Origin of the sequence: Acinetobacter sp. ANC 3929, assembly GCF_000369405.1 — a bacterium.
Taxonomy (GTDB): Bacteria; Pseudomonadota; Gammaproteobacteria; order Pseudomonadales; family Moraxellaceae; genus Acinetobacter.
Genome location: NZ_KB849999.1, coordinates 757,628 through 784,310 on the forward strand (window position 1 = coordinate 757,628; position 26,683 = coordinate 784,310).

Below are 26,683 nucleotides of genomic sequence, written 5' to 3' on the forward strand. Positions count from 1 at the left end.
TAAAAGGGATCTGTAAATGAAACGTGTTGTAATCACTGGTATGGGCATTAACTCATGTATCGGTAACTCTTTAGAAGAGGTCACTCATTCTTTAAAAAATGGAATCTCAGGCACACGTTTAAACTCAACTTATGCAGAGCTGAATTTCAAAAGCCATGTCAGCGCTGCAGCTGAACAGGATTTTGATGGTATTGATCGCAAACTGAAACGCTTTATGGGCGTCTGTGCGATGTATGCATATAACGCAGCTGTCGCAGCAGTTGAACATGCTGGACTGAAACAAGAAGATTTGGCAAACAATCCACGTTACGGTATCGCTGGTGGTTCGGGTGGTAACTCAACTGCATCTGTTGCAGAAATGATCAAACTATTAGAGGAGAAAGGCGCACGTAAAATCGGTCCTTTCTTCGTCCCGCGTAACATGTCAAACACCATTACTGCAAACGTAGGCGTTGCATTTAAACTTCAAGGCGTTGCGCACTCGATTACTAGTGCATGTGCAACGTCTGCAGATGCAATTGGTTATGCTTATAACCTGATTCAATTAGGTAAACAAGATTTAATGCTTGCTGGCGGTGGTGAAGAAGATCACTGGTCACAAAGCTTATTGTTTGATGCTATGGGTGCGTTGTGTTCAAAATATAATGACACACCTGAAACTGCTTCACGTCCATATTCAAAAGACCGTGACGGTTTCGTGATTGCAGGCGGTGGTGGTTTCGTTGTGCTTGAGTCACTTGAACATGCACAAGCGCGTGGTGCGAATATTCTAGCAGAAGTGATTGGCTATGCTGCAAACAGTGATGGTGCTGACATGGTTGCGCCAAGTGGTGAAGGTGCAACACGTTGTATCATCATGGCATTGGATGAAGCAAAACAGCATGGTGTAGAGCAAATTGACTATGTCAACACACACGGTACTTCAACACCAGCGGGTGACGTGACCGAGCTTAAAGCAATGGAACGTGCATTTGGTGAAGGACAAGTTCCGCCACTCAGCTCGACCAAATCTATGACGGGTCATAGCTTAGGTGCTGCGGGTGTTCAGGAAGCGATTTACTCTGTCTTGATGATGCAAAATGACTTTATTGCACCAAACATTAATGTGACTGAGTTGGATGAAGGTGCACAAGGTTTCGATATTGTACTTGAAAAACGTGATGCAAAACTGAATACTGTCATGAGTAACAGTTTTGGCTTTGGCGGTGTAAACGCCTGCCTTATTTTCAAGAAGTGGGATGCATAATCCCGCTTAGTAGGATTATCGATGGATGCACCTTCTGATGCTTTCTTGTGGGTAAAAGCATTACATATTATAGCCGTGGTTTGCTGGTTCGCCGCATTGTTCTACTTACCACGCCTTTATGTCTACCATGCCATGAGTGAAGATGCTGTTAGTCATCAACGCTTTGAAGTTATGGAACGTAAGTTGTATCGCGGTATCATGTGGCCGTCTATGATTGCCACACTCATTACCGCTCACTTTCTGGTTGATTGGGGCGATGCAAGCCGACATTACCATGAAGCTTTATGGTTCTATCTAAAAGTCGGTCTAGTAGGTTTACTGGTGATTTACCATTTTGTTTGTGGTTATTACCGTAAAAAGCTGATTGGCAATGCTCACTATAAATCACATAAGTTCTGGCGATTCTTTAATGAAATGCCGACCTTGATCCTGTTTGCGGTAGTGATTTTAGTTGTGGTAAAACCTCAGTTTTAACTGAGGTTTTTTTATTCTAGAATAAAAAAATAATTTATGTTTTTTCACGCTTGAATTTCAGATGAACAAACCATTTCAGCAATCTATACAAAGATTAAAAGCTCGATTTATTTCCAGCTTAATCTTTTATCTCAAAATGAATCAATTTCAATATCGGGGATTGACGTCTGGCGAAATCAAAATGGCGCGTCCTGTCTTTGGCGATCTTATCGATTATGCACAAATAAAGATTTTTAATATTCCCTACTTACCTTGGCAGCCTGCTAATATTTTTATGGCACCAAATGGCAACTTATTTGTTCATCAGAAATATTTTCGTCCTGATTATTCAATATGCCCAATGTCCCTACAAGGAATTTTTATTCACGAACTGGCGCATATTTTACAGTTTCAGCTCGGAATCAACGTCGTTGTTCAAGGTGCAATCCTTCAGGCTGGCTATTACCTCAGTTTTAAGCAATACAATCCCTATCGGTATCAATTTATAAAAAATAAATCCTTCTCAAGTTATAACATTGAACAACAAGGTGATATTGCACGAGATGTCTTCTTTAATAAAATCCCTAACATCATTCTAGAAAAATAAAAAAGCCCTGTAAGTTTTAACTACAGAGCTTCTTAAGTAAGCAGTGTGCAAGAAAAATTATGCAGCAGTGCCTTTTTGATTTTCAGTTTTAAGTTCATGACTATCATCCATATCAGTCGTAAAATCTACACGCATCGCATCCTTAACAATGGTACCAATACGCCCGACACCAATAGCTAAAACCAAGGCGATTACAGGCAATAAAATTGTCGAAGTCATGATTTCGTACCTCTTTATTTCAATGACTATTTAATAAATTAGGTTAGGCTTGCTGATCTTGTTCGCGAAACATTACTGTTCCAATACGACCAACAACCACAGCTAAACCAAAAGCAATTACAGGAAATAATAAAACTGACATTGTTGTTACCTCTTCATTTTACGTGCTTGGATACACTTGATGAGCATCAAAGTGCATATCCGTTCACATTAATTGGGATAATATCAGTACACAAATGTACACTCAAGTGTCGCAAAGATATTCCCGATAAACGGTATAAAAAATACACAAAAAACAATCAAGCCATTGAAATTAATTGCTTTATAAAAAAGTACAACTGTTTTATTATTTCAAATGGTGTGCGTCACAAACTAAAAGTCATTCTTTTTACTAAAATTTTTATTGTTTTTGCATGCTGTAATTGATGTGTCATAGCAAAATGCGAAAATGACATGAAAAAAACTTTATTTGACTCTATTATATTTATTCACATTCATGCACCATAATCACGCAAACATTGAGAAATGTTGCTGTTTTATACAGAAAAACTTGTTATTTTTACGCAGAAAAATGTGCATTTAGTATATATTAGTAAACTTGTAATTTTTGTTTAAGATATAAAATGTTTGGCGCCATGATATACACCTGTTTTTAACAACTATACTTATATAAATCAAAAACTTGTATATCATAACTTGTTAAGACTTAGGATTAGGTTTGAATGAAAAATTTTAAAGTTGCCCTTGCTCAATTCTCTCCGCATATTGGCAATATTGATGCAAACACTCAAAAGATGGTTGAGCAAGCAAATTTAGCGAAACAACAACAGGCTGATTTGATCATCTTCCCTGAACTTTCTACATTAGGTTACCCTGCTGAAGACCTAATACTTCGACCAAACCTACAAAAACGCACTCAAAAAGCGTTTGCTCAGTTAAGCGAAGTAAAAGATATTTTAATGGTATTCGGTTTTGTGCACCAAACTGAGGATGGTCATCGCTATAACTCTGCTGCGGTGATGAAAGATGGGCAGGTATTAGGTGTTTATAACAAACATAACTTACCGAATTACGGTGTGTTTGATGAAAAGCGCTACTTCCAAGAAGGTCATCAACATCTGGTTTTTGAATATTTAGGGCACAAGTTTGGTGTCTTAATTTGTGAAGATGTATGGTCACTGAATACTGTTAAGCAACTCAGCCAACTGAATGTTGAAACGGTACTGGTCTTAAATGCTTCACCTTATGAAGTAGGTAAACCACAACACCGTATTCAAACCTTAAATGAGCTTGCTAAACAATTAAGTCTAAATATTGTTTATGTCAACCAAGTCGGTGGACAAGATGACCTGATTTTTGATGGTTCAAGTTTTATTAGCAGCAATCATGGGCAACTGGTACTACAGATACCAAGTTTCCAAGAGTCTATTGCAATTGCTGAATATGATGCTGAACAAAAACAATTTAAAACCGCAGATGCAACACCTGCTTTAGAAACCTTTGCTGAAATTTACCAAGCTTTGGTGATGGCAACCCGTGACTATGTACAGCGTTCAGGCTTTCCAGGGGTAATTTTAGGATTATCAGGCGGGATCGATTCTGCGTTGACAATGGCGATTGCAGTTGATGCTGTTGGTGCCGATAAAGTCCAAGCCGTGATGATGCCATATACCTATACCTCACAAATGAGTGTAGAAGATGCAACTGAACAAGCACGTCGTATGGGGGTTACATTTGGTATTGCCGAGATTCATCCAATTGTAAATAGCTTCATGCAGACCTTATTCCCGTTCTTTGGCAACACACCAGCAGATGCAACGGAAGAAAACTTACAAGCGCGTACACGTGGTACCCTGCTCATGGGCTTATCCAATAAATTTGGTAACCTCGTACTCTCTACAGGTAACAAGTCTGAGATTTCTGTTGGTTATTGTACCCTTTACGGTGACATGGTTGGCGGCTTCTCAGTCCTCAAAGATGTCTATAAAACCATTGTGTTTGAGTTAGCGAAATACCGTAATACATTAGATGGAACTCCTGTGATTCCTGAGCGTGTCATTACTCGTCCACCATCAGCAGAGCTCCGTCCTGATCAAAAAGACCAAGACTCACTCCCTGCTTATGATGTACTGGATGCTATCTTATATGCTTATATTGAAGAAGATCTCAGCCAAGCAGACATCATCGGCAAAGGCTATGAAGCCGCAGTCGTCGAAAAAGTGATTCGTTTGGTTGATCGCAATGAATACAAGCGTCGTCAGGGCGCGATTGGACCACGTATTAGTTCACGTGCCTTCAGTCGTGAGCGACGCTACCCGATCGTCAACGGATGGACCGCGAATGACTGAAAAAATTGTTTCTGAAAAGTCACAATTACTTGCTCAAGCACTTATGCTTGAGCAAGTTGCATTTTATAAAAACCAACTCACAACCCAACTTTCTGCTGATTTCTTCCAGCAATTTATTCAACTTTTTCTCCAACATGCACCCAACATCCAACTCAAAGAAGTGGTGGAATTAGAGCAAATCCAAGCCGTAGTAAAACGCTATGCTTTTGAAATGCAGCTTGGTGCAGGTCTATTAGAATTTATTGGAGAAATTGCACAAAGACTGCATGTATTCTCGCTGCAATCATCTGCTCAGTTACAAGATATATTTTCAGACCACCAATTTGAAATGTGGCTATCCAAATTTTTGGAACTTGAAAATATTCGCCATTACTTGAATCAATTTTTAAAAGAAAGCCCTTCGATTCAACAATTGTGCCAATACATTGCAACCACAACTTTGCAAAATAAACTACCAAAACTATTTACTCAGTCTGATGAAGAACGAATTTCTGAAAGTAGATATGAATGGCAACACAAATTAAAAAGCTTTTCTCATCGCCAGCAACAACGCATTGAGCAGAAAATTGAAGAGAGTATTGCCCGCTTCATACAGGAGCAATTGGTCGACCTCAGTTTGCTTTCAAATGATGATTTAGAGAGCCTAGCTCGCAATATTTGGGATGATAACAAAGCCAAACCGTTATCTGAATATACCAAACAAGTCACGCCACTAGATGTAGAAGAATTCTTTGTGATGATCTATGAGTATTGGAAAGAATTGCGTCAATCCTCTTTCATACAAGATTTGATCTTATACGGCGTCAAAGTCTTTTATGACTTCTATAAAGATGAAAGTCTGGAAGATGTTTTTGCTGCAATCGGTATAGAAGAAACAGATTTACTCAATGAAGCAGTACGTTTTTATCCAAAAGCCGTCATCGCATTAGATGAGCATGATGTACTCGAACCGATCATCACTTTAATTTTAAAACCCTTCTATGAAAGTACTCAAACGCTAGCCGCAATCGAAAAACATCTATAAAAAATAAAGCCTGTAAATAATTCATTTATTTACAGGCTTTTGCACATCTGACACATTATTTTTACATATCACGTAGATAAAAAGAAACCACGCAGGAGCGTGGTTTTTAAAATGGTGGCTATGACGAGACTTGAACTTGTGACCCCCGCATTATGAGTGCGGTGCTCTAACCAACTGAGCTACATAGCCGTAAACTGTGTGCGCATTATCTAGTGTTCGGCATTACGGGTCAAGTCTATGATCTTGAAAATATAGAACATATGAACAGTTTTTATGCTATCAATCATCAATTGATCAAATTTCAACAGTTCTAGGTAGCTATGATAAAATTTGGTAGCGATAAACCTTTTTGTAAAACGAAAATAGAAAATATTAAGTCAAAAGATTGTTTTTTGAGTGTTATAAAAACTGTAGACAAAAAGAGACCACGCAGGAGCGTGGTCTATAAAATGGTGGCTATGACGAGACTTGAACTTGTGACCCCCGCATTATGAGTGCGGTGCTCTAACCAACTGAGCTACATAGCCGAAAACTGTGGGCGCATTATCTTAACTTTCAATACACACGTCAAGCACAATTTTAAAAAATTTGAGAAGTGGGCCTATAAGCCGGGTTCTGTCGAGGACGATCATTCCTCTAGGCGTACAATCACTCATACGCTCAAGCGACCTACCCGAATCCAGCACGGGCCGTGCCTCAGGATTCCTATTTGGTCTTGCTTCTGGTGGGGTTTACCTTGCCGTGAACTGTTACCAGACACGCGGTGCGCTCTTACCGCACCCTTTCACCCTTACCTATCCTACCTAGCCTCCCTTTATTAAAGGGAGGAACGGAGGGATTGGCGGTCTACTCTCTGCTGCACTTGCCGTCGACTTTCGCCGCCCAGGCGTTACCTGGCACCTTGCCCTATGAAGCCCGGACTTTCCTCCCCTGTTTCAGTCACGGAGACCTCCACAGCAGCGACCGTCCAGCCCACTTCGTGGCGCATCTTATCAAAGATCGAGGTTAATTGCTCGCATTTTTTTGCCCAGTTAACTTTTTGTATTTCGCCATCAATTCATCATGTGATTCGACATGTTGCGGATCGAGCGGAATACAATCAACGGGGCAAAACAACTGACACTGTGGCTGATCATGATGACCGATGCATTCTGTACACAATGCAGGATCAATCTCATAAATCAGCTCACCCATATAAATGGCTTCATTCGGACATACGGGTTCACAGACATCGCAGTTAATGCATTCATCTGTAATATATAAAGACACTCTACCAACCTTGTTGATGTTTACGTTCAAAGGCCTCAACCACAATCGCAGGCACAAATTTGGTCACATCACCTTTTAAACGAGCAATTTCTCTTACCAATGTCGATGAGATAAATGAATATTGCTCAGAGGGAGTTAAAAATACAGATTCAAAATGTGGGTCAAGTTGACGGTTCATATTCGCCAGTTGAAACTCATATTCAAAATCAGAAATTGCTCTTAAACCACGTAGTACTGCTGTTGCACGCTGTTCACGGAAGAAGTTAACCAGCAAACCATCAAAACCAACAAACTCAACATTGGTCAAATGACTCAATGATGCTTTGGCTAATTCAACACGCTCTTCTAAACTAAACACAGGATTTTTATGATGACCAATCGCAATTGCAACCACAACTTCATCAAACATTTTTGATGCTCTTGCAACCAAATCAACATGTCCATTGGTAATTGGATCGAAAGTCCCCGGATAAATCACACGTGTTTTAGACATGCGTTGTACTCTAGTTAATGAGATAAGACGCGTATTTTAACAAATGTTCGGCCTAAACGCGAAATTCCTAAATATTGGAAAAAGGTTGCGTTTTACGGCACAATAGCTGTAATTGTGGAAGTTTAGATTATGGCGCAAGCAAAAGTTGTAAAAAAACATAATGGTGGCACGATTGCTCAAAATAAAAGAGCGCGTCACGATTACTTTATCGAAGAAAAATTTGAAGCAGGCATGTCTTTACAAGGCTGGGAAGTAAAGTCTCTACGTGCGGGACGTATGACGCTCACAGAAAGCTATGTGGTTTTTAAAAATGGCGAAGCTTTTTTATTGGGCTCACAAATTCAGCCTTTATTGTCTGCATCAACCCATGTGGTTCCAGAAGCAACACGTACGCGTAAGTTGCTGCTCTCTCGTCGTGAGTTAGAAAAGCTTTTGGGTGCAGTCAATCAAAAAGGTTATTCATGTGTACCGTTGGCTTGTTACTGGAAAGGCCGTTTGGCTAAGTTAGAAATTGCACTGGTGAAAGGTAAGCAATTACATGACAAACGTGCTACAGAAAAAGACCGTGACTGGCAACGTGATAAATCTCGTCTGCTGTACAAATAAAAAAAACCTCCAGTGATTGGAGGTTTTTTTTATTCAAGATTAAACGGGGACATGTATTAATCTTAATTCTGCTAAATATTTTCCGAACTTACGTGCGGTTTCCAAATCACCTTCTGGTGGGGTAATTTCAACACTGGCATTATCGGACTGGGTCATTAAGCCTAAAAAGCTCGACATACGGTTAATATCTAAAGAGCTTCTTCCCGTCGGCATAAATGGCAAACCAGCCCATAGCATGCCATGTTGCATCGCAAATAAGTTAATTTGCTGCAATACAGCTAACTTGTCTCCACTGAGACCACCACCATTGGTAAAACCAGCAGCCAGTTTGCCTTGCCATGCACGAGCTAACCAACGTTTAGACGAGTCTTCCATAAACTGTTTCAATGCAGCTGTGAGACTCCCCATATACGTTGGGCAACCGATCACAATCACATCTGCTTGATCTAATAAGTCCCATTGTGGCGCAGCCACAGAAATGAGATGCACTTCTGCACCTGCCTGCTCGGCACCTTGAGTAATATATTGTGCAACTTTGGCCGTATGCCCATAAGGACTATGATAAACCACACAAACTTTAACTTGAGGAGTAATTTGCTCAATAACAGACATGGAGAATTTTAAAAACCAATGAATTAGATCAAGTTTAACATTTTCACTACGACATGGCGAATCAACAACACAAGGGATGCAATTTATTGCATGAATACAAAAGTTGCCATTCGTCCTGTTTTTGCATCACGACGGTAAGAAAAATAATCTTCAGCTTGTTGATAAGAGCACTGATCTCCGCCTAAAACATTTTCCACGCCCAAACGGTTTAAAATAAAGCGAGCAATCGCATAAAGGTCCGCATGATATTTACCCACCACTTGGCCAGCAACAAAAGCAGTTTCGAGCTCAGGATATTTTTCACAAAATATTGCTCTGACTTCTGCTCCAACCTCAAAACACGGTTGACTAATCGCAGCACCCAACCATGCCCAAGTAGGCTGAGATTTCATCTCAGCAACTGTATTTTCAATGATCCCATTGGCCAAGCCGCGCCAACCAGCGTGCAAGTTAGCGACTTCAGTTCCATCATAATTACCTAATACCACAGGTAGGCAGTCTGCTGTCATCATCATTAAGGCATGGTTAGCACGTTGCGTCACCAAACCATCGCCTTCAAGAGCAATAAATGGAATTTGTTCATTCACGGTATGGCAAATGGTGCTATGAGTTTGTGTCATCCATGTAATCTTATCTACACCAAATGCAGATAACTGATTCAACAAGACCATACGATGCTGCTGAACACGTTGTGCATCATCATTGACATGCAAAGCCAGATTAAACCCAGACAGATTTTCATTTGCTGTTGCAATGGTTTGAGGATGTTCAATTCGTGTTTGCCCAACATAAACACCTTTAGGCAGACCTTGTACAAATTCCATAAATATCTCCTGAGCTATATTCTCTACCTTCAACCTCTCCTAAAAAGAGAGGTAATTTAAAGCACTGTAAGACACTGAATTCACGAAAATCCCTCCTTAAAGGAGGGAGATTTAGAGGGAGGTAGAGCTTTACTTAATAGGCTTCATTTTCACTACGTAGGACTTCAAGCAACTGAGTAAAATCCTCAGGCCAAGGTGCTTCAAACATCATTTCTTCACCCGTACGTGGATGTACCAAACCCAGTTTGGCTGCATGCAAAGCTTGACGCTTAAAGCTACGTAACTTATCAGTTAATGTTTCTGATGCGCCTGCTGGAAAACGCACACGATTGACATAAACAGGATCGCCAACCAAACCATGCCCAAGATAGCTGAAGTGCACACGGATTTGATGCGTACGGCCGGTTTCTAGCTGCGCCTGAATACGGGTAAAGTCACGGAAGCGTTCTTTCACATTATAATGTGTTACCGCATCACGTCCGCCCGGTAAAATCGCCATTTTGACACGATCAACAGGATGACGCTTAATCGGCTCATCAATCGTGCCACCCGCAATCACATTGCCATAGACAACTAAATCATAAACGCGATAAACGCTTTTCTTGGCTAACTGCTTGCTCAGAGAAAATTGAGCTTCTAGATTTTTTGCAACCACCAATAAACCACTGGTGTCTTTATCAATACGATGAACTAAACCTGCACGAGACAGTTCTGCCAACTTTGGGGCATGATAAAGTAAGGCATTCACCAAGGTTCCAGTTGGGTTACCTGCACCAGGATGAACGACCATCCCCACTTCTTTGTTGATCACAATAATATCGTCATCTTCATAGACAATATTTAAAGGAATATTTTCTGGCTGGCTTGAGGTTTGTACTTCAAGTTCAACTTCAAGCGTAAGAAGCTCATTGCCTTCACAACGGTACTTCGGTTTAACAATGTTACCATTTACCAACAGATGTCCGTCTTTCATCCATTGCTTGAGTTTTTCACGAGAAAACTCGCTCCAAACCAATGCGGCAACCTGATCAATACGTTGACCTAAATAGTTTTCATCAAGTTGAATTTGCAACGATAAACGTGTTGCAGTTGAGTCAGAATTATGATTATCTGCATCGACAGAATCTTCGAGTAAGAAATCTGTTTCAGAGATGTTTGAATTGGAAGATTGTGCTGAAGTCATTTGATGATCGGTACAAAAATGGTTTAATAGCACCATTGTAGCTCATTGCCCAGAATAACAGAGGAGTTTTTATGTCGCTACCACGTTATAAAATTACGGTGCTTGCACTTTCTTTAGGTGTAGCATCTGCATTTGTGGGCTGTAGCAGCAATCCAAGTAAGAAAGAAGTGGTGGATAAAGGACCACAATCAAGTGAACAGGTTTATTTCGAAAAAGCACAAAAATCGCTTGATCGTAATCAATATACTGATGCAGTAAAGTCACTTGAAGCTTTAGATACTTACTATCCGACTGGGCAATACACACAACAAGCTCAATTAGAGCTTCTTTACGCGAAATTCAAACAAAAAGATTATGAAGGCACAATTGCGCTTGCAGATCGTTTCATTCGTTTAAATCCGCAGCATCCAAATGTAGATTACGCTTACTATGTTCGTGGCGTAGCAAACATGGAAATGAATTATGACAGCTTAATTCGTTATACATCTTTACAGCAATCACACCGTGATGTGAGCTATGTAAAAGTCGCATATCAAAATTTTGTTGATCTGATTCGTCGTTTCCCAAGTAGCCAGTATTCAGTGGATGCGGCACAACGCATGAAGTTTATTGGTCAAGAACTTGCTGAAAGTGAGATGAATGCAGCACGTTTCAACATTCAGCGTAAAGCATGGCTTGCTGCCGCAGAACGTGCACAATGGGTGATTGAACATTATCCACAGACACCGCAAACGCCTGAGGCATTAGCCACTTTGGCTTATAGCTATCAACAGCTTGGTGACAAAGCGACCTCGCAACAATATATTGATATTTTAAAACTGAACTATCCAAACTTGGTCAAATCGAATGGCGAAGTAAATTTACGTGCAGCACGTAAAGAAGGAAGTTGGGTGAACCGTGCAACGCTAGGCTTACTTGGTCGTGAATCAAAAACCAATCAAGTTAAAGATGAAGCGAAAAGCGATACCGAACAACGTAGCTTAACCAATCGTTTAAGTTTTGGTTTGTTGGATAAACCTGAAACTGAACAAGCAACACCTGCGCCAGTCGCAGCACCTGTAGCGACAACAGAAAATAAACCAAGTTGGAAAAACCGTTTAAGCTTTGGTCTGTTAGATAAACCAGAAGCTGAAAAAACAGCTGAGGATGATGCTGCAAACTAATTTGCAATCTTCTGATACACCAAACAGGCAAGTATTCCCTTGCCTGTTTTTCATTTTATGCAACAATGATTTCTGACATTTTTGCCAAGCAAAAATGTTCTCCCCCTGTTTGAGATGGTTAAACACGCATGGCAATTCCACAACATACGATTGATCAAATCTTAGATCGAACCGACATTGTCGATTTGATCGGTCAACGTGTGAAGTTAAAAAAGACTGGGCGAACCTATTCCGGCTGTTGCCCTTTCCATCAGGAAAAGTCACCCTCATTCCATGTGTATCGAGATAAGCAGTACTATCATTGTTTCGGCTGCCAAGCCAATGGTAATGCCATTCGCTTTTTGATGGACATTGATAGTCGTAACTTTGTCGACGTGATGAAAGATTTGTCTAATCAGACAGGCATCGAATTACCAAAAGATAATCACGACAATAAAAAACTTTCTTATAAGCGCAGTCCACAACAGACTGTAACTCCGCAAACAACACCACCAAAACAAGAACAACCAACCGCACCTGCCCAATCTATTCATGAAGCACTGGACGATCATTTTGTCGATATGGATCGCTTTATGGATGATCCTTTTGCACAATTTGATCCTTCATTTAACTTTGAAGAACAGGTACAAGAAGGAAACCTTTATGACCTATTGGAAAATGTTGCCCAGTTTTATGAACGTCAATTACCCAATAGCCAGAAAGCGCAACACTATTTCAAACAACGTGGTTTATCTGCACAAACGATTCAATTTTGGCGGTTAGGTTACGCACCTGAAGATTGGCAACACTTAGAAAAAGCCTTTCCCCAAGATATTGAAGGTTTAAAACAAATTGGTCTTATTCGTTCTAGCGATAGCGGCCGAGATTTTGACTTATTGCGTGAGCGCGTGATCTTTCCAATCCGTGATCATAAAGGTCGTGTGGTTGGCTTTGGTGGTCGTGCCTTAAACGATGAAATCAAGCCCAAATATATCAACTCACCAGACTCCGAAGTCTTCCATAAAAATCAATTGCTCTATGGCCTATATGAAGGTCGTAAACTCAAGGCCAATGACTGGTTCATGGTTGAAGGTTATATGGATGTGATTGCCTTACAACAATATGGCATCAATGGTGCAGTCGCGACACTCGGAACAGCCAGTAACGCAGATCATTTAACGACGCTATTTAAACAAAATTCTCGTATCACAATTGCATTTGATGGTGATGCTGCGGGGCAAAAAGCAGCACGACGTACTTTAGAAATTGCACTTCCACTACTTAATGATGGCCGTGAGTTAAAATTCTTTGTACTCCCCAATGAACATGATCCAGACTCGCTGATCCGTCGTGAAGGCTTAGAAAATTTCCAAAAACTATTACAGCAAGCACCGTTATTATCTGACTTTGTGTTCGCACATTTAACGGGACAACATGATATTAGTTCACCTGAAGGCAAAAGCTTGGTGATGGGCGAACTACGTGAATTGACGGAATTGCTCCCCAAGCATGGCTCATTTCGTTATCTACTCACGCAATCTTTTCGCGAAAAACTTGGTCTCGGAAAACGCTTTACCCCTCAGATCAGCCATGATGCGTCTTTGTCTTTTAACATCCATACTAAAGATGAAGATTTTGCGGTAGCAATTTTGATGCATCACCCGTTCCTGTATATTCATTTTGAAGAATTACGTGCAGTGATAGATCAAAATGAATTATTGGCGAAGATTTTAGCTGCACTGAATATTGTATTTGATGATTTACCTGATGATCAGGAACTGGCGACCTACTATGTACTCGGTGCATGTAGCAGTTATAGCCATGAGTTGGCTGATATTATGCAACGTACTAATATCCAATCTTTAACACAAGCACCTGAAATTGCAGATAAACTTGCCAAAGAATATGCTTTAGGGTTACAAGAAAAATATTTACGCTTAAAGCTGAAATCGCCTATTTCTCTGATTGAATCGCGCAATTTACGCCAACAACTGAATGAATTAACCAAACAAATTAGTTTACGCTTATTGTCTTAAAAATTACTGTCTCGGCTTACGCTCATGCTCAAACACATCTTGAAGATGTTGTTGCAGCCATTCAAAGTAATCTGGATTTTCAGCTTTTGCAGCTTCTCTGAGTAAAATCGAGGTTGGATGCATCAGTTTTTGTGTTAAACGATGTGCAAATTCTTGCAGTACCTGTTCAGCAGAATTTCCGTGCTGCAAAGACTCAAGCGCATGCGACAACTCTTTTTGACTCACTTCTTCACTATGCTGGCGATAAGCCTGAATCGTACCACTCGCCTCTTTTACTTTTTGTTGCGTCATCAATTGGGTGGCTAATTGGTTGACCATGATTTCAGCTTCAACCGCAGCCTGACGACGTTGTGCTAAATTTTCATCAATCACACTTTGTAAGTCGTCAACACCATACAAATAAACGTTATCCAGTGATTCAACTTTCGGATCAATATCACGTGGAACCGCTAAATCGACCAACAACATCTGTTGGTAACGGCGTTTCTTTAAAGCGAGTTTAACATCAGCATATCCGATCACTTGATGCAAACTGCCTGTACAACTGGAAACAACATCAGCTCTATGCAAATTTTGAGCAAGCTCTGCAAATGGAATAATTTCCACATCGACTTGATGGGCAATTTCTTGTGCAAGAAGATCTGCCCGCTCACGACTACGATTACAAATCATGATTTTGGCAACACCCATTTCTGCTAGATGTTTGGCAACAAGACTATTCATTTCACCAGCTGCAACCACCATGACGGTTAACTTTTCAGGCCGGCTAAAAACTTGCAATGCAAGCTGAGCAACGGCATAACCCATTGAAACAGCATGACTGCCAACAGATGTCTCAGAGCGAACCCGTTTTGCAGCATAAAATGCATATTCAAAGACACTATTCAATTCAGGCGAAACAGTTTCTGCATCTTTAGACAGCGCTAATGCGCTTTTAACTTGCCCTAAAATTTGTGGCTCACCCAACATCAATGAGTCTAAACCACTGGCAACACGCATTAAATGTGTAACAGCTTGGGCATTCTCGTAACGATAAACATGATGAATTAACTGTTTTACATCAATATTATTCACTTGGGCCAGCCAATTCAAAACGCTATCTGCATCCTCAGTCATGGCATACACTTCGGTGCGATTGCAGGTCGACACAACCACCAAATCATTTAGTGATGAGCGTTGGTTTTGTTCAAGCAATAGCGCAGCTAATCGCTCTGTATTGAAAGCAATTTGTTCACGAAGTTCAACAGAAGCTGTTTGATGGTTGACGCCCAATGCAAAGAAAGACATATCAGATCATCATTTCGCTAAATTTATGTTATTGTGCAACATCGGTGTCATAAAAAGCATTACTTTGGATCAATAAAAATTGCGTCAGCTATATCGCCGTAACCTTTTTAGCGGCAAGACGATTAGACGGTATTCTACCACAATCTTGTTGTTAGGTAGCATGAGCTCTTATGTCTCTGCACAAGCAATACACGACATGTATGCAGATAACAGCTTTGAGCATGCACTTCAACAGAGCATGATTGCCGAATTTTCTCTTGCTTATGATGATATTGCAACCGCACTACACAACTATACTGTACTTGCGATTCGAAGCAACTCAACCACAATTAAGCAACGTGCTCTGGATATCGCTTTAGAATATAATGACTTACAGTCTGCTTTGGATATTGCAACCCATTGGGTTGAGCAAGAACCTAAAGATGTTCCCGCTTTATTTTATTTGTCGCATATTGCACTAAAAACACATGAGTATGAACTCGCAGCAAAGACCCTAGATAAAATTTTAAATATTGATCCCACTGCCGATCTTGAAGAAATTTTAGCGGGGATCGCGCCAGAACAAGCACAAGATCGTGAAATTCTACTCAATGCACTTCGAGCAAGTGCAGAAAGTAACAATCCTTCCATTTTAGCCCTGATTGCAGGTTTAGAAGCACAAGATGGTTTGTACGAACAGGCGCTGAATAATATTAATCGTGCATTACGTAAACGCTCAAAATCAACCAGCTTTATTTTAATGAAAGCCAATCTGTTAATGGCTTTACGTAATGATGAAGAAACTAAAAAGTGGTTTGAAAAAGCCAGTCGGAAAAATAAAAATAATATCGATGTACGAATGGCTGAAGCGCGTTATTACATTCAAATCAATCAGCAACAAGAAGCCTTAGATAAGTTAGAAGACATCATTAAAGATCACCCTAAAGCCGAAGAGGCCCTGTTTATTGCAGGTTTAACCAGTATCGATTTGAAGCAATATGAAAAAGCTGAACAATATCTGGTTGAATTGCGTTCATCTGCAAAATACCAAAATGAGGCTTACTATTACCTTGCGATCAATGCACAACGTAAACAGCATTATGAAACCGCAAAAGCCTATTATCGTTTGGTCGATGGCAGTTTATATATTGTTTCCCGCCGTAATATGATTGCGATTTTTGAGAAACAGGGACAGTTGAATGATGGCTTACGTTTTTTAACGCAAGAACGAGTCAACTATCCGCAACATGCGAGTTTCCTATATCAAGCGCAGGCTGACATTTTAAAGAAAATGGACAACAAAAAGGCAGCTTTGACCTTGCTGGATGAAGCCATTAAGAATTTGCCTGATGACCCTGAATTGATTTATGCAGAAGTATTATTGCTTGATCCTTATACAGATAGAGATAAATTAGACAAAACCTTAAAACAACTTTTAACGATTGAGCCGAATAGTCCGACCTATCTGAATGCGTATGCCTACACCTTGGCACTGCAAAACCGTCGCCTTAAAGAGGCACGTAAATACGCAGAATTGGCACTGGATTTCGCACCTGAACAAGCATCCATTTTAGATACATTGGGCTATATCGCCTTTTTACAAAATGACTTTGATACTGCGTCTAAAGTTTTAGGTCAGGCTTATTCCATTAGTGGCAATGTCAATATTGGTATCCGTTATGCTAAAGCATTGTATATGCAAGGAGCGCTCACGCAATTTAGCGAGGTGTTACAGCAATTGAAACAAAAACATGCCAATGCCCCACAATTACAACAACTTGATAGCTTAATCTTACCCATCACTGTAAAAAAGAGTTAAAAGAACATGCGCTTGTTTTCAAAATTTTGCGTCTCGGTATGTAGCAGTAGCGTTCTATTGTTAACTGGCTGCCAACATTTAAGCCAACCCAATAAAGTGATTGCTTCACCCCAAATCCAAGATGAAAATAATTTTAGCTTACAGGGCAAAATTGGTGTCCGTACTCCGCAGCAATCTGGTAGTGCTTTTTTTACATGGGTACAGCAACAAGAGCAGTTTGATATTGAACTGACTGGAATTTTGGGTGTCGGAAAAACCCAGATTGAAGGTAAACCTGGTCAAGTCACCTTAAACAGTGCAAAAACAGGTCTGATTACGGCAGCTACGCCTGAAGAATTACTGGAAAAAGCCACGGGTTGGCAGGCACCGATTATGCACCTTGCCTACTGGGTACAAGCCAAGCCTGCGACGCAAAATGCACAAGCGAGCAAAGACGAACAAAATCGCTTGAAACAGCTGATTGAAGATGGCTGGACGGTTGATTTCAGCTATAACGATGGCCAAACCTTGCCCAATAAACTTTTGTTGAAGCAAGCACTTGCCGACGACAAAGAAAACCGTATTACAATGGTGATTCAAAACCGATAATTTAGATTATTTTTATGATTAGAGTGCCTTCTCCTGCCAAATTGAACTTGTTTCTGCATATCACAGGTCGTCGTGAAAATGGTTATCATGAATTACAGACTATCTTTCAACTCATTGATTTATATGACTGGATGACTTTTGAGCCGCATACAGAAGAAACCATTCAAATAGCAGGCTTAAGCGAAGTCAAATTCGAACAGAATTTAATTTATCGTGCAGCACAATTATTGCGCCCACATGCAAAAAAACCATGTGGGCTCAGCATAAAGATTGAAAAAAATATTCCAATGGGTGCCGGTCTTGGCGGTGGTTCATCTAATGCGGCAACCACACTGATTGTACTCAATCAACTGTGGCAATGTGGCTTAGATGAACAACAATTGGCCGATTATGGCGTACAACTTGGTGCAGATGTTCCGATCTTTGTTTTAGGTCGTAATGCATGGGCCGAAGGCATCGGTGAACATTTATCATTCATAGACTTAGCTCAAAAAAAATTCATAATTTTAAAACCTGACTGTTTTATCAGCACTCAACAGCTTTTTTCTCAAAAAACATTGACAAGAGATTCTAAGATCACTACATTTTGCGCCTATCAGTTAGAACCTTCTAATTTTGGAAATAACTTTGAACCTCTGGCTCGACAGTTATACCCTGAAGTAGAAGAAGCAATGCAATATTTAGATCAGTTTGGTCTAGCAAAGCTTACAGGTACAGGTGCTTGTGTTTTTATTGAAGTAACCGATGAAATGGATATAAAGCAAATTTTGCAAAACTCGCCTTGTAAAGCTTACTTGGTTAACAGTCTAGCAGAATCACCTTTAAGACATTTTTCAGTTACCTGTTAGGGGCGTCGCCAAGTGGTAAGGCACCGGGTTTTGATCTCGGCATCCGTTGGTTCGAATCCAGCCGCCCCTGCCAATTTCCATCTGTAGATATATGTAATATTTAGGGGCGTCGCCAAGTGGTAAGGCACCGGGTTTTGATCTCGGCATCCGTTGGTTCGAATCCAGCCGCCCCTGCCATATATTAAGACAGACTTGTTTTATATTGATATTTGATCAAATATATTGACATTATCATCTAAAACCTTTAAAGTTCTGCCGCATTAGGGGCGTCGCCAAGTGGTAAGGCACCGGGTTTTGATCTCGGCATCCGTTGGTTCGAATCCAGCCGCCCCTGCCATCCAAATTCATTATAAGCCAACCGCCAAGGGTGCTTCATGCCCAATCTTGTCGTTTTTAGTGGAAGTGCTCATCCACATTTCGCTCAAAAAGTCGTAAGCCATTTACATATTCCTTTAGGTGCTGCTTCTGTTAGCAAGTTCTCTGATGGTGAAATTTCAGTTGAAATTACTGAGAATGTTCGTGGTAAAGACGTTTTTATCGTCCAGTCTACCTGTGCGCCTACCAATGATAACCTGATGGAAATCTTGGTTATGGCTGATGCTTTGCGTCGTGCAAGTGCTGGTCGTATCACTGCTGTCATTCCTTATTTCGGTTATGCACGCCAAGATCGTCGTCCACGTTCTGCTCGTGTCCCAATTACAGCGAAAGTTGTTGCAGACATGCTAACAACCGTTGGAATTGACCGTGTGGTAATGATTGACTTACACGCAGACCAAATTCAAGGTTTCTTCGATATCCCTGTTGACAACATTTACGGTACGCCAGCGTTACTCGCTGACTTACGTCAACAACAACATCACAACCTCGTGGTGGTTTCACCTGACGTAGGTGGTGTTGTTCGTGCCCGTGCTGTTGCGAAACAAATGGGTGATATCGACTTAGCTATCATCGATAAACGTCGCCAAAAAGCAAATGAATCACAAGTGATGCATTTGATTGGTGATGTAAATGATCGTGACTGTGTCATTGTTGATGACATGGTAGATACAGCAGGAACGCTTTGCAAAGCCGCGGATGCACTGAAACAGTTTGGTGCACGCCGTGTGGTTGCTTATGCAACTCACCCTGTTTTATCTGGCAAAGCCATTGAGAACCTTCGTAACTCTGTGATTGATGAATTGGTTGTTACAGACACCATTCCTCTTTCAGATGAAGCATTGAGCTTAGGCAAAATTCGCCAAGTTTCTGTTGCTAGCATGGTTGCTGAAACAATTCGTCGTATCAATAACGAAGAATCTATTAGCGCAATGTTCGATAGTTATCTATAATAGCCCAGCTTTTTTTCTTAAACCCTAGCTCGCTAGGGTTTTTCTATCACTAAACTGGTCGCAAGTTTAGTCACTTTAAATCTCAATGAGGATATGCCCATGGCAAACTTCGTATTAAATGCTCAAGCACGTGAAGTAGCACAACAAGGGAAAGGTTCGAGCCGCCGCCTTCGTCACGCTGCTCAAATCCCAGCAATCATCTACGGTGGTAGCGCTGAGCCTGTAGCAGTTACTTTAGAGCTTCGTGAAATTGTTAAAGCTTTAGAAAACAACGCTTTCTTCGAAGAAGTTATCGAAATCAAAATCGGTGACAAAGTTGAGAACGTTAAAATCCAAGCGTTACAACGTCACCCTGCTAAAAACACACCTATGCACGCTGACTTCAAACGCGCATAAGTGTTAAAGGCGTAAATTAGTGTCAAATATTTCGCTAATTGTTGGTTTGGGTAATCCTGGAAAGGAGTATGCCCAAACCCGCCATAATGCAGGTTTCTGGTTCGTAGAACAGCTTGCAGATCGTTATGGCATTTCTCTAAAAGCTGATCCAAAATTTCATGGATACAGTGGTCGTGGCCAAGTTGAAGGTCATGATGTACGCTTATTACTCCCTACCACTTTCATGAACCGTTCTGGTCAAAGTGTTGTTCCTTTCTCTAAATTCTATCAAGTTGCACCTGAAGCAATCCTAATTGCGCATGATGAACTGGATATGGATCCCGGTGTTATTCGTTTGAAAACAGGTGGCGGACACGGTGGACACAATGGTCTTCGTGATATCGTTCCTCATATCGGCGCTAACTTTCACCGTTTAAGAATTGGAATTGGGCACCCTGGTGCTAAAGAGCGCGTTTCGGGTCATGTACTCGGCAAAGCGCCTAGCAGTGAACAAGCTTTAATGGACGCAGCAATTGATCATGCCCTCTCTAAAGTGAAAATGCTTGTTGATGGACAAGTGTCACAGGCCATGAATCAAATTAACGCTTATAAGCCCGCTTAACTTAAACTGAATTGTTGATCAATCCCGCTTGCCATATTGCATTTTTAAGCGCAAAATGCGCATCAAACCGCCTATAGCCCGCGGAAAACGTGACAAGTCACCCATAAGATATTCATCTTAGGTCTTACTCAGGAGACGCTAGCCATGCTATCTCGTTTATTAAAATGTAAAATTCACCGTGCAGTTGTGACTCATGCAGAACTTCATTATGAAGGCTCTTGTGCAATTGATGGCGTATTAATGGACTTAGCAGGGATTCGTGAATACGAAGAAATCCACGTATGGAACGTAACCAACGGCAAACGCTTCACAACTTATGCAATTCGTGGTGAAGATGATTCAGGTATTATTTCAGTCAATGGTGGCGCTGCACATCAAGCTGATGTAGGCGATTTAGTGATTATTGCGACTTTTGGTGACTTTACTGAAGTTGAAGCAAACCTCCACAAACCACGCCTTGTCTATGCAAATCCAGACAATACAGTCAACCACACAGCAAACTGTATTCCTGTACAAATTGCATAAGCAATAAAACAGATTCCGAAAAAAGCCAGTCCCTTGCGCCGCTTCAGTCGCGGCTCATGGTTTTTTTTATTGTGAAAAATTCCAAAATCTGCCATTTCTTAAAAATACAAAAACACTGAAAAATAAGGCCGAGTTTTACCTAACCCAACTTGTAAAACAGTGCTAGCCCTTATTCAATAAATAGACAATAACGATAATTTGAAAAATATGGATATTCTGAATATTCTCAGCAAAGTCAGCCTCTTTGCAGAATTAGATCACGCGACGCTGGAAAGCTTGGTTTCCTCTTGCCATATTCGTCATCTGCAAACAGGGCAACAACTGTATTGTGCGCATGATATTGCTGATCATGTCTATATTGTTGCCTATGGCAGAGTAAAGCTCAGCAGCTCAGCAGGTTTACTCTGCTATTACGGTCGAAACGAAATTGTCGGTGAAACGGGTGTCATTTCCAACCAACCGCATCACTGTACAGTCAATGCCATTCGAGATACTGCCTTACTGGGTATTCCTCAGCAACAGTTTTTAGATTTCATCCATGAATATCCCAAAGTTTTGTTTGCACTGTCTCGTTTGATTATTCATCGCTCTCAACCTGAACAGCAACTCACCCATGCCATGGGACATAGTCGTACCCTTTCTGTCATTCCTGTCTCGACACATATTCCAGCCACTCATCTAGCAGAGAAACTGACAGAACATTTACAACGCTGGCCTCATGCACGGTTAGTCACCGCAGCACATGTTGATGCGCTGTTTGGTTCTGGATTTAGCCAAACCCCTTTGGATTACAGTAGCGAAGATTTACAACTGCGCCAATGGCTGGCCAGTCTAGAAGAAAAGCATTGCTATGTGCTATATGCCGCCAATAGCAGTGACGATGAATGGTCAAAACGCTGTCTACATCAAGCAGATCGAATCCTCATATTGGCTGAAGCAAATCAAACACCGACACAAACCCCGTTATCACATGTGCTTAATCAACATGAATGGCAAAGTCCGATCGAATTGGTTCTGTTACGCTCCGAAGGTGACCCTTCCCCACATACACTGATTTGGAAGCAGTTATACCATGCCCGCGCGCATTACTTTATTCATCCTTGGGCTCAAGCTGATATCTGTGCGGTTGCCCGCCAAATTTCCAGTCAGGGCGTTGGTTTAGTGCTGGGTGGCGGTGGTGCACGAGGGTTTGCCCATATCGGTTTGATTCGGGCGCTAGAACAATTACATATCCCGATTGATATTGTCGGTGGTACCAGTATGGGGGCTTTTGTCGCAGCCTTGGTTGCCTGCGGTTTTGATAGTGTTGAAATGACCCATATCGCCTATGAAACCTTCGTGGCACGGAACTATCTCAATGACTACACCATGCCACGCGTTTCACTGATTCGAGGACAACGTTTCCATACTCGCCTGCATGCTATTTTTGGACATCGTCGAATTGAGGAACTCAGACAGACCTATTACTGTATTTCAACCAACCTTACTACAGGTCAGGCCGTGATTCATGATCAAGGTGAACTTGCCACTTGGGTCGGAACCAGTATGAGCGTGCCTGGTGTTGCGCCTCCAGTGGCTTGGCATGAAAACTTGCTCTGTGATGGAGGCGTCATTAACAACCTCCCTACTGATGTGATGCAGAATCTGGAAAGAGGTACCATTATTGCCAGTAATGTCAGTCTGCATGACGATATCCGAGTCCCAGGCATCGGTTTAGATGAACCTGATCAAAGTGCCTTACTGAATTGGAATAAAATCATTAAAGATAAATTGCTACATGCACCACGACTGGCAGAAATCTTAATGCGGACAGCGACCCTCGCCAGCGATACCATGATTCAGACCGCTGCAATTGAACGGGCCAATTTACATATTCGCATGCCTATCGAAGGGATTGGCATGTTTGACTGGCATAAATTAGATACATTGGTAGAGCGCGGTTATGAGCATGCTTTAGAAACACTGCTCCCGATTCGTGAGACTTTACCGAACGCTTAATCTAGCCATGTCATGACGTCAACGAAGATTGAATGTGGTAGCGATCTAATAAACTATCCAAATATTGATAGGTTTCAGGGTCTAATTGCTGCATATAACCATCAAGAATACGATGGCATTGTTGCTGCTTTTCAACTGGCATACGTCGCATAATGTCAAAGGTCACTTCCCATTGTGAACGTAGCAATGAGGCATAGGCAATATGATGTAATACATCCTCATCGATCTGGGCAATTGCTGTAGCCACCGTCTGTCTTGCTTCATCTTGCATATAATTCACGATTACCAGCATATCTGCCCATAAATCACAACGATCAGCAGCTTCAACAATACTTTGAATAATTTCAACTTGTCTTAAAGCAGGTAGATTTGCCACAAAATTTTGTGCTTGTGGAGATAAACAGGCCACTACGGGCAACATATCCTCCCAAAGTTGATCTTCCTGTGTGGCTTGAATAATCGCATTCACCACCGATTCACCTTGCTGAACTGCCAGATCACCCAACTCCTGTTTCAATCCATAACTGATATAACTCATTAAAGCCAAAACTTTGGGCCATACCAACCGTTGTGTCGGATCACCCACAATCAATAACGCTTGCTCGATACGTTCTTTTGGCAATACATGCACCAAATGATCAATCTGCTCCCGAGATTCAATATAAAATGCAATTTCCAGCAGGTCACTTTCACTTTCGACAATCTGTGCAACATCTAATAAAACCGTGTCAGATAGCATACTGACAAAGCGACCTATGGTTACAAAATCACGCTGCGCCAACAGAACTTGGGTAATATCGGTAATTTGATGTGTGGTCAGATAACCCAATAACTCTCTTGCTAATCTTGGATCTAAATACACCGAGACTGCAGCTACAGTTTTAGCAGGCAAATGCTTGGCAATTCGATAGGAACTTTCCGTAGGCAAATACACTGCAATTTGCGCCACGATAAAAGGGTCCAAAAAATGCTTGACCATAAAAACACTGATCCAATGTGGTAGCCAATTGACCCATGTCGCTAAATAACGGAAACGCTTTTTTTGCTGCTTCTGTAACCGTTCTAAGATCGCAAAACGAAATTGTCTTAAGCTCTCAGGGGCCAAAGGCTGCATAAAGGCCAATTGCTGCTCTGTGACCTTCAAGATGCGAGAGAGCTTGATAATTTCTGCCTGTACTGCAAGTCGAGTCATGCTATCCCATCCTTTTATTTATCTCGAAATAGCCAACGCAGGAAAAAAGGCGTTTGGTACAGACTTTGATTCAGTTTCTTGTCTTCATTTTCTATGGTTTGTTGTAATTGTTGATTAAGCCAAATCAAATCTGGATTGGATAATTGTGAAAATGCTTGAAGACTCATCACTGGCCGATGTAACTGTTGTGCCAATTGTTCTAACTCTGTTTTATCCGCTTTCTCCATTGGGGTGATCCTTCCGCTTTATTGTTGTTTTATCTTTTGAGTCTATGCTCAATTTAAATGTATTACCAGTTTCACTGAGCAGTTAAAAAAGTTGATCCAATTCTCAGCAATTTTTTGAATTTTTATAGAACGATTCATTCTATAAAAAGCTCACTTTTCACTTAAAAAACTGGCTATAATCAAAGGACATCGCTTCAGGGCGGGGTGAAATTCCCCACCGGTGGTAAGTTAGGCATTGTACTCAAATGGCCTAATCAGCCCACGAGCCTGTATATATTTTATATACTCGCAGATTTGGTGAGAGACCAAAGCCGACGGTATAGTCCGGATGAAAGAAGACGAAACCTCCAAAACAACTTTTGGTTTGTTTTGGTGTCCGCTTATTTTTACATCAGTCCTGAAATGTTCAACCGTATCCAATTTACGAGAGCGTTTCATTATGTCTAGTTTAATCCAACCCGAACTTTTCTTTTCAGCCCTTTCCCCTGCTGAACAACGTATTCAACAAGCTTTAGAAGATATCCGCCAAGGCAAACCTGTATTGGTGATGGACGATTTTGATCGTGAAAACGAAGCTGACCTGATTATTGCTGCTGAAACCTTAACTGTCGAAAACATGGCACAAATGATTCGTGATGGTTCAGGTATTGTTTGCTTATGCTTAACAGAAGCCTTAGCTGATCATTTAGAACTCCCACCTATGGTCGTTGATAACTCAAGCCAGTTTAAAACTGCATTTACCGTGACCATTGAAGCTGCTCAAGGCGTAACGACTGGCGTGTCAGCAAAAGATCGTGTGACTACTGTTCTTGCTGCAACCCAAGACGGTGCCGTTGCCAGTGATTTGAGCCGCCCAGGCCATGTTTTTCCGCTACGTGCACGTGAAGGTGGTGTCTTAAGCCGTCGCGGTCATACCGAAGGTACGGTTGATCTAGCGCGTCTGGCGGGTTTAAGGCCATCCGGGGTCCTATGCGAATTGACCAATCCAGATGGTTCAATGGCTTCAGGCATTCAAGTTTTGGCGTATGCGCAAACACATGGCTTGACCGTGATTAGTATTGAAGAACTGGTGCAATACCGTTTAAAACACAATGTCTGATTAGACATAAAAAAAGCCTCGAATCATCGAGGCTTTTTATTGCATAATTTTTAAGAGACTTTTCGTTCTGCATTCAGTTCATTAATAGATTCAATTAATGCGCTAAATTGCGAAATTTGAGTCACTGGTTGTGCTTGAGCCAACTCTTCTGCTGTACCATAACCATAATTCACTGCAATAGTTTCAATCGCATTGGCACGCGCACCCATAACGTCATATTGACGATCACCCACCATAATACACTGCTGTGCATCTAACTGTTCTTGTTCAAGAATATAAGCAATTAAATCTGCTTTGTTGGTTCGTTCGCCTGTAAGTTCACTGCCGTACATTTCGATAAAATACTGGTCTAGATTAAAATGAATCAAGATTTGTTTGGCATAAATTGTAGGCTTTGCTGTCGCCAAAAACAAAGCATAGCCTTGTGATTGCAATTGTTGCAAAGTCTCAGCGACGGATGGATACACTTCATTTTCAAATAAGCCAGTCACCGAGAAACGCTCACGATAAGCAAGCAAGGCCTGCTCAGCCAGATCATCATCTTGAGTATTTAGTAATTTTGCGAGAGATGCCTTCAATGGCGGACCAATGGTCCAGTCCAGATTAACGTCGTCGGCCAAAGGTTGGCCTAACTTTTCCAAAGCAAAACGAATTGAACCATGAATCCCTGTTTTAGGATCAGTTAAAGTCCCATCTAAATCGATTAGAATATTTTTGATCGTCATTCGCTCAAT

At 41.2% G+C, this 26,683-nt stretch carries 27 protein-coding genes, 5 tRNA genes, 1 other RNA gene and 1 riboswitch; of the genes, 20 read left to right on the forward strand and 13 right to left on the reverse strand.

The window, feature by feature from the left end:
• The first annotated feature begins 16 nt into the window (after window positions 1–16).
• The 3 genes from F909_RS09440 to F909_RS09430 all read left to right on the forward strand — a co-directional run bounded on the left by F909_RS09440 (window position 17) and on the right by F909_RS09430 (window position 2,306).
• The gene (locus F909_RS09440; protein WP_005150997.1) at window positions 17–1,246 is read left to right on the forward strand and encodes a beta-ketoacyl-ACP synthase II; all 1,230 of its coding nucleotides are present in this window, start codon (window positions 17–19) and stop codon (window positions 1,244–1,246) included.
• 21 nt (window positions 1,247–1,267) lie between these two features.
• The gene (gene hemJ / locus F909_RS09435) at window positions 1,268–1,720 is read left to right on the forward strand and encodes a protoporphyrinogen oxidase HemJ (RefSeq protein ID WP_005150999.1); all 453 of its coding nucleotides are present in this window, start codon (window positions 1,268–1,270) and stop codon (window positions 1,718–1,720) included.
• Window positions 1,721–1,781: 61 nt separating this feature from the next.
• Entirely contained in the window at window positions 1,782–2,306 is a 525-nt protein-coding gene (locus F909_RS09430; protein ID WP_005151002.1) for a hypothetical protein, read from the forward strand.
• A gap of 57 nt (window positions 2,307–2,363) precedes the next feature.
• On the opposite strand, the gene F909_RS21265 is transcribed toward F909_RS09430, so the two are convergent.
• Window positions 2,364–2,525, reverse strand: coding sequence for a hypothetical protein (locus tag F909_RS21265; protein WP_005151004.1), 162 nt, complete (start codon window positions 2,523–2,525; stop codon window positions 2,364–2,366).
• A 722-nt stretch (window positions 2,526–3,247) separates the two neighbouring features.
• Here F909_RS21265 and F909_RS09425 point away from each other — a divergent pair.
• Both F909_RS09425 and F909_RS09420 read left to right on the forward strand, forming a co-directional pair.
• Window positions 3,248–4,873: an NAD+ synthase gene (locus tag F909_RS09425; protein WP_005151006.1), complete on the forward strand. Its 1,626-nt coding sequence runs from the start codon at window positions 3,248–3,250 to the stop codon at window positions 4,871–4,873.
• Window positions 4,866–5,897, forward strand: a complete 1,032-nt coding sequence (locus F909_RS09420; RefSeq protein WP_005151008.1) for a hypothetical protein — start codon at window positions 4,866–4,868, stop codon at window positions 5,895–5,897. The genes F909_RS09425 and F909_RS09420 overlap by 8 nt, the downstream gene beginning before the upstream one ends.
• Before the next feature lie 112 nt (window positions 5,898–6,009).
• Here F909_RS09420 and F909_RS09415 read toward each other — a convergent pair.
• The 5 genes from F909_RS09415 to coaD all read right to left on the reverse strand — a co-directional run bounded on the left by F909_RS09415 (window position 6,010) and on the right by coaD (window position 7,659).
• Window positions 6,010–6,086, reverse strand: a tRNA-Met gene (locus F909_RS09415).
• A 261-nt stretch (window positions 6,087–6,347) separates the two neighbouring features.
• A tRNA-Met gene (locus tag F909_RS09410) sits at window positions 6,348–6,424 on the reverse strand.
• 61 nt (window positions 6,425–6,485) lie between these two features.
• Window positions 6,486–6,876, reverse strand: an RNA gene (rnpB, locus tag F909_RS20530) — RNase P RNA component class A.
• A 26-nt stretch (window positions 6,877–6,902) separates the two neighbouring features.
• On the reverse strand, window positions 6,903–7,166 hold the full coding sequence (locus F909_RS09405; protein ID WP_005151009.1) for a YfhL family 4Fe-4S dicluster ferredoxin: 264 nt from the start codon (window positions 7,164–7,166) through the stop codon (window positions 6,903–6,905).
• 1 nt (window position 7,167) lies between these two features.
• Window positions 7,168–7,659, reverse strand: a complete 492-nt coding sequence (gene coaD / locus F909_RS09400; RefSeq protein ID WP_004805114.1) for a pantetheine-phosphate adenylyltransferase — start codon at window positions 7,657–7,659, stop codon at window positions 7,168–7,170.
• Between the two features lie 129 nt (window positions 7,660–7,788).
• Here coaD and smpB point away from each other — a divergent pair, with 129 nt between their 5' ends.
• Window positions 7,789–8,265 carry an SsrA-binding protein SmpB gene (gene smpB / locus F909_RS09395; RefSeq protein ID WP_005151010.1) on the forward strand — a complete coding sequence of 159 codons (477 nt, stop codon included), beginning with the start codon at window positions 7,789–7,791 and terminating at the stop codon, window positions 8,263–8,265.
• A gap of 39 nt (window positions 8,266–8,304) precedes the next feature.
• Here the strand turns inward: smpB and F909_RS09390 are convergent, their stop codons facing one another.
• The 3 genes from F909_RS09390 to rluD form a co-directional block, all read right to left on the reverse strand.
• A complete protein-coding gene (locus tag F909_RS09390; RefSeq protein ID WP_005151011.1) occupies window positions 8,305–8,877 on the reverse strand; it encodes a flavodoxin family protein in 573 nt (190 codons plus the stop codon).
• Between the two features lie 83 nt (window positions 8,878–8,960).
• Window positions 8,961–9,701 (reverse strand): peptidoglycan editing factor PgeF, encoded by a 741-nt coding sequence (gene pgeF / locus F909_RS09385; protein ID WP_005151012.1) that lies wholly within the window; start codon window positions 9,699–9,701, stop codon window positions 8,961–8,963.
• 133 nt (window positions 9,702–9,834) lie between these two features.
• Entirely contained in the window at window positions 9,835–10,884 is a 1,050-nt protein-coding gene (gene rluD, locus F909_RS09380) for a 23S rRNA pseudouridine(1911/1915/1917) synthase RluD (protein ID WP_032877972.1), read from the reverse strand.
• A gap of 71 nt (window positions 10,885–10,955) precedes the next feature.
• Here rluD and F909_RS09375 point away from each other — a divergent pair, with 71 nt between their 5' ends.
• Together F909_RS09375 and F909_RS09370 are read left to right on the forward strand one after the other, a co-directional pair.
• On the forward strand, window positions 10,956–12,047 hold the full coding sequence (locus F909_RS09375; protein ID WP_005151015.1) for an outer membrane protein assembly factor BamD: 1,092 nt from the start codon (window positions 10,956–10,958) through the stop codon (window positions 12,045–12,047).
• Between the two features lie 128 nt (window positions 12,048–12,175).
• Window positions 12,176–14,062, forward strand: a complete 1,887-nt coding sequence (locus F909_RS09370) for a DNA primase (protein WP_005151017.1) — start codon at window positions 12,176–12,178, stop codon at window positions 14,060–14,062.
• A gap of 3 nt (window positions 14,063–14,065) precedes the next feature.
• On the opposite strand, the gene hemA is transcribed toward F909_RS09370, so the two are convergent.
• The gene (gene hemA / locus F909_RS09365; protein ID WP_005151020.1) at window positions 14,066–15,349 is read right to left on the reverse strand and encodes a glutamyl-tRNA reductase; all 1,284 of its coding nucleotides are present in this window, start codon (window positions 15,347–15,349) and stop codon (window positions 14,066–14,068) included.
• Between the two features lie 79 nt (window positions 15,350–15,428).
• Here hemA and F909_RS09360 point away from each other — a divergent pair, with 79 nt between their 5' ends.
• The 11 genes from F909_RS09360 to F909_RS09310 all read left to right on the forward strand — a co-directional run bounded on the left by F909_RS09360 (window position 15,429) and on the right by F909_RS09310 (window position 23,431).
• A complete protein-coding gene (locus F909_RS09360; protein WP_005151021.1) occupies window positions 15,429–17,147 on the forward strand; it encodes a tetratricopeptide repeat protein in 1,719 nt (572 codons plus the stop codon).
• Window positions 17,148–17,153: 6 nt separating this feature from the next.
• A complete protein-coding gene (gene lolB, locus F909_RS09355; RefSeq protein ID WP_005151023.1) occupies window positions 17,154–17,735 on the forward strand; it encodes a lipoprotein insertase outer membrane protein LolB in 582 nt (193 codons plus the stop codon).
• A gap of 14 nt (window positions 17,736–17,749) precedes the next feature.
• A complete protein-coding gene (gene ispE, locus F909_RS09350) occupies window positions 17,750–18,583 on the forward strand; it encodes a 4-(cytidine 5'-diphospho)-2-C-methyl-D-erythritol kinase (protein ID WP_005151025.1) in 834 nt (277 codons plus the stop codon).
• Window positions 18,582–18,656: transfer RNA gene (locus F909_RS09345), tRNA-Gln, on the forward strand. Before ispE ends, F909_RS09345 begins: the two co-directional genes overlap by 2 nt.
• Window positions 18,657–18,685: 29 nt before the next feature.
• A tRNA-Gln gene (locus F909_RS09340) sits at window positions 18,686–18,760 on the forward strand.
• Between the two features lie 85 nt (window positions 18,761–18,845).
• Window positions 18,846–18,920 (forward strand) — tRNA-Gln (locus tag F909_RS09335).
• Window positions 18,921–18,957: 37 nt separating this feature from the next.
• A complete protein-coding gene (locus F909_RS09330) occupies window positions 18,958–19,911 on the forward strand; it encodes a ribose-phosphate pyrophosphokinase (protein WP_005151027.1) in 954 nt (317 codons plus the stop codon).
• A gap of 99 nt (window positions 19,912–20,010) precedes the next feature.
• Complete coding sequence (rplY, locus tag F909_RS09325) at window positions 20,011–20,307, forward strand: 50S ribosomal protein L25 (RefSeq protein WP_004663523.1); 297 nt, start codon at window positions 20,011–20,013, stop codon at window positions 20,305–20,307.
• Window positions 20,308–20,326: 19 nt separating this feature from the next.
• Window positions 20,327–20,908 (forward strand): aminoacyl-tRNA hydrolase, encoded by a 582-nt coding sequence (gene pth, locus F909_RS09320; protein ID WP_005151029.1) that lies wholly within the window; start codon window positions 20,327–20,329, stop codon window positions 20,906–20,908.
• 144 nt (window positions 20,909–21,052) lie between these two features.
• A complete protein-coding gene (gene panD / locus F909_RS09315) occupies window positions 21,053–21,433 on the forward strand; it encodes an aspartate 1-decarboxylase (RefSeq protein ID WP_004655255.1) in 381 nt (126 codons plus the stop codon).
• Window positions 21,434–21,640: 207 nt separating this feature from the next.
• Window positions 21,641–23,431 carry a patatin-like phospholipase family protein gene (locus F909_RS09310; protein ID WP_005151031.1) on the forward strand — a complete coding sequence of 597 codons (1,791 nt, stop codon included), beginning with the start codon at window positions 21,641–21,643 and terminating at the stop codon, window positions 23,429–23,431.
• Window positions 23,432–23,441: 10 nt separating this feature from the next.
• On the opposite strand, the gene F909_RS09305 is transcribed toward F909_RS09310, so the two are convergent.
• Window positions 23,442–24,623: a hypothetical protein gene (locus F909_RS09305; RefSeq protein WP_005151033.1), complete on the reverse strand. Its 1,182-nt coding sequence runs from the start codon at window positions 24,621–24,623 to the stop codon at window positions 23,442–23,444.
• A 14-nt stretch (window positions 24,624–24,637) separates the two neighbouring features.
• Window positions 24,638–24,850: a hypothetical protein gene (locus F909_RS09300; protein ID WP_005151034.1), complete on the reverse strand. Its 213-nt coding sequence runs from the start codon at window positions 24,848–24,850 to the stop codon at window positions 24,638–24,640.
• A gap of 187 nt (window positions 24,851–25,037) precedes the next feature.
• A riboswitch (FMN riboswitch) is annotated at window positions 25,038–25,194 on the forward strand.
• 95 nt (window positions 25,195–25,289) lie between these two features.
• Here F909_RS09300 and ribB point away from each other — a divergent pair.
• Complete coding sequence (ribB, locus tag F909_RS09295) at window positions 25,290–25,949, forward strand: 3,4-dihydroxy-2-butanone-4-phosphate synthase (RefSeq protein ID WP_005151036.1); 660 nt, start codon at window positions 25,290–25,292, stop codon at window positions 25,947–25,949.
• Window positions 25,950–25,999: 50 nt separating this feature from the next.
• On the opposite strand, the gene F909_RS09290 is transcribed toward ribB, so the two are convergent.
• Window positions 26,000–26,674, reverse strand: coding sequence for an HAD-IA family hydrolase (locus tag F909_RS09290; RefSeq protein ID WP_005151038.1), 675 nt, complete (start codon window positions 26,672–26,674; stop codon window positions 26,000–26,002).
• Window positions 26,675–26,683 lie beyond the last annotated feature (9 nt).

Excerpts from the sequence above, each read along its gene's own strand:
- ribB (WP_005151036.1), top strand. The coding sequence starts at position 25,290 with ATGTCTAGTTTAATCCAACCCGAACTTTTCTTTTCAGCCCTTTCCCCT.
- F909_RS09375 (WP_005151015.1), top strand. The coding sequence starts at position 10,956 with ATGTCGCTACCACGTTATAAAATTACGGTGCTTGCACTTTCTTTAGGT.
- F909_RS09290 (WP_005151038.1), bottom strand. The coding sequence starts at position 26,674 with ATGACGATCAAAAATATTCTAATCGATTTAGATGGGACTTTAACTGAT.
- F909_RS09330 (WP_005151027.1), top strand. The coding sequence starts at position 18,958 with ATGCCCAATCTTGTCGTTTTTAGTGGAAGTGCTCATCCACATTTCGCT.
- pgeF (WP_005151012.1), bottom strand. The coding sequence starts at position 9,701 with ATGGAATTTGTACAAGGTCTGCCTAAAGGTGTTTATGTTGGGCAAACA.
- F909_RS09420 (WP_005151008.1), top strand. The coding sequence starts at position 4,866 with ATGACTGAAAAAATTGTTTCTGAAAAGTCACAATTACTTGCTCAAGCA.
- F909_RS21265 (WP_005151004.1), bottom strand. The coding sequence starts at position 2,525 with ATGACTTCGACAATTTTATTGCCTGTAATCGCCTTGGTTTTAGCTATT.
- rluD (WP_032877972.1), bottom strand. The coding sequence starts at position 10,884 with ATGACTTCAGCACAATCTTCCAATTCAAACATCTCTGAAACAGATTTC.
- lolB (WP_005151023.1), top strand. The coding sequence starts at position 17,154 with ATGCGCTTGTTTTCAAAATTTTGCGTCTCGGTATGTAGCAGTAGCGTT.
- F909_RS09305 (WP_005151033.1), bottom strand. The coding sequence starts at position 24,623 with ATGACTCGACTTGCAGTACAGGCAGAAATTATCAAGCTCTCTCGCATC.
- ispE (WP_005151025.1), top strand. The coding sequence starts at position 17,750 with ATGATTAGAGTGCCTTCTCCTGCCAAATTGAACTTGTTTCTGCATATC.
- F909_RS09390 (WP_005151011.1), bottom strand. The coding sequence starts at position 8,877 with ATGTCTGTTATTGAGCAAATTACTCCTCAAGTTAAAGTTTGTGTGGTT.
- F909_RS09370 (WP_005151017.1), top strand. The coding sequence starts at position 12,176 with ATGGCAATTCCACAACATACGATTGATCAAATCTTAGATCGAACCGAC.
- panD (WP_004655255.1), top strand. The coding sequence starts at position 21,053 with ATGCTATCTCGTTTATTAAAATGTAAAATTCACCGTGCAGTTGTGACT.
- coaD (WP_004805114.1), bottom strand. The coding sequence starts at position 7,659 with ATGTCTAAAACACGTGTGATTTATCCGGGGACTTTCGATCCAATTACC.
- rplY (WP_004663523.1), top strand. The coding sequence starts at position 20,011 with ATGGCAAACTTCGTATTAAATGCTCAAGCACGTGAAGTAGCACAACAA.
- F909_RS09430 (WP_005151002.1), top strand. The coding sequence starts at position 1,782 with ATGAACAAACCATTTCAGCAATCTATACAAAGATTAAAAGCTCGATTT.
- hemA (WP_005151020.1), bottom strand. The coding sequence starts at position 15,349 with ATGTCTTTCTTTGCATTGGGCGTCAACCATCAAACAGCTTCTGTTGAA.
- F909_RS09440 (WP_005150997.1), top strand. The coding sequence starts at position 17 with ATGAAACGTGTTGTAATCACTGGTATGGGCATTAACTCATGTATCGGT.
- hemJ (WP_005150999.1), top strand. The coding sequence starts at position 1,268 with ATGGATGCACCTTCTGATGCTTTCTTGTGGGTAAAAGCATTACATATT.
- F909_RS09310 (WP_005151031.1), top strand. The coding sequence starts at position 21,641 with ATGGATATTCTGAATATTCTCAGCAAAGTCAGCCTCTTTGCAGAATTA.
- smpB (WP_005151010.1), top strand. The coding sequence starts at position 7,789 with ATGGCGCAAGCAAAAGTTGTAAAAAAACATAATGGTGGCACGATTGCT.
- F909_RS09425 (WP_005151006.1), top strand. The coding sequence starts at position 3,248 with ATGAAAAATTTTAAAGTTGCCCTTGCTCAATTCTCTCCGCATATTGGC.
- F909_RS09300 (WP_005151034.1), bottom strand. The coding sequence starts at position 24,850 with ATGGAGAAAGCGGATAAAACAGAGTTAGAACAATTGGCACAACAGTTA.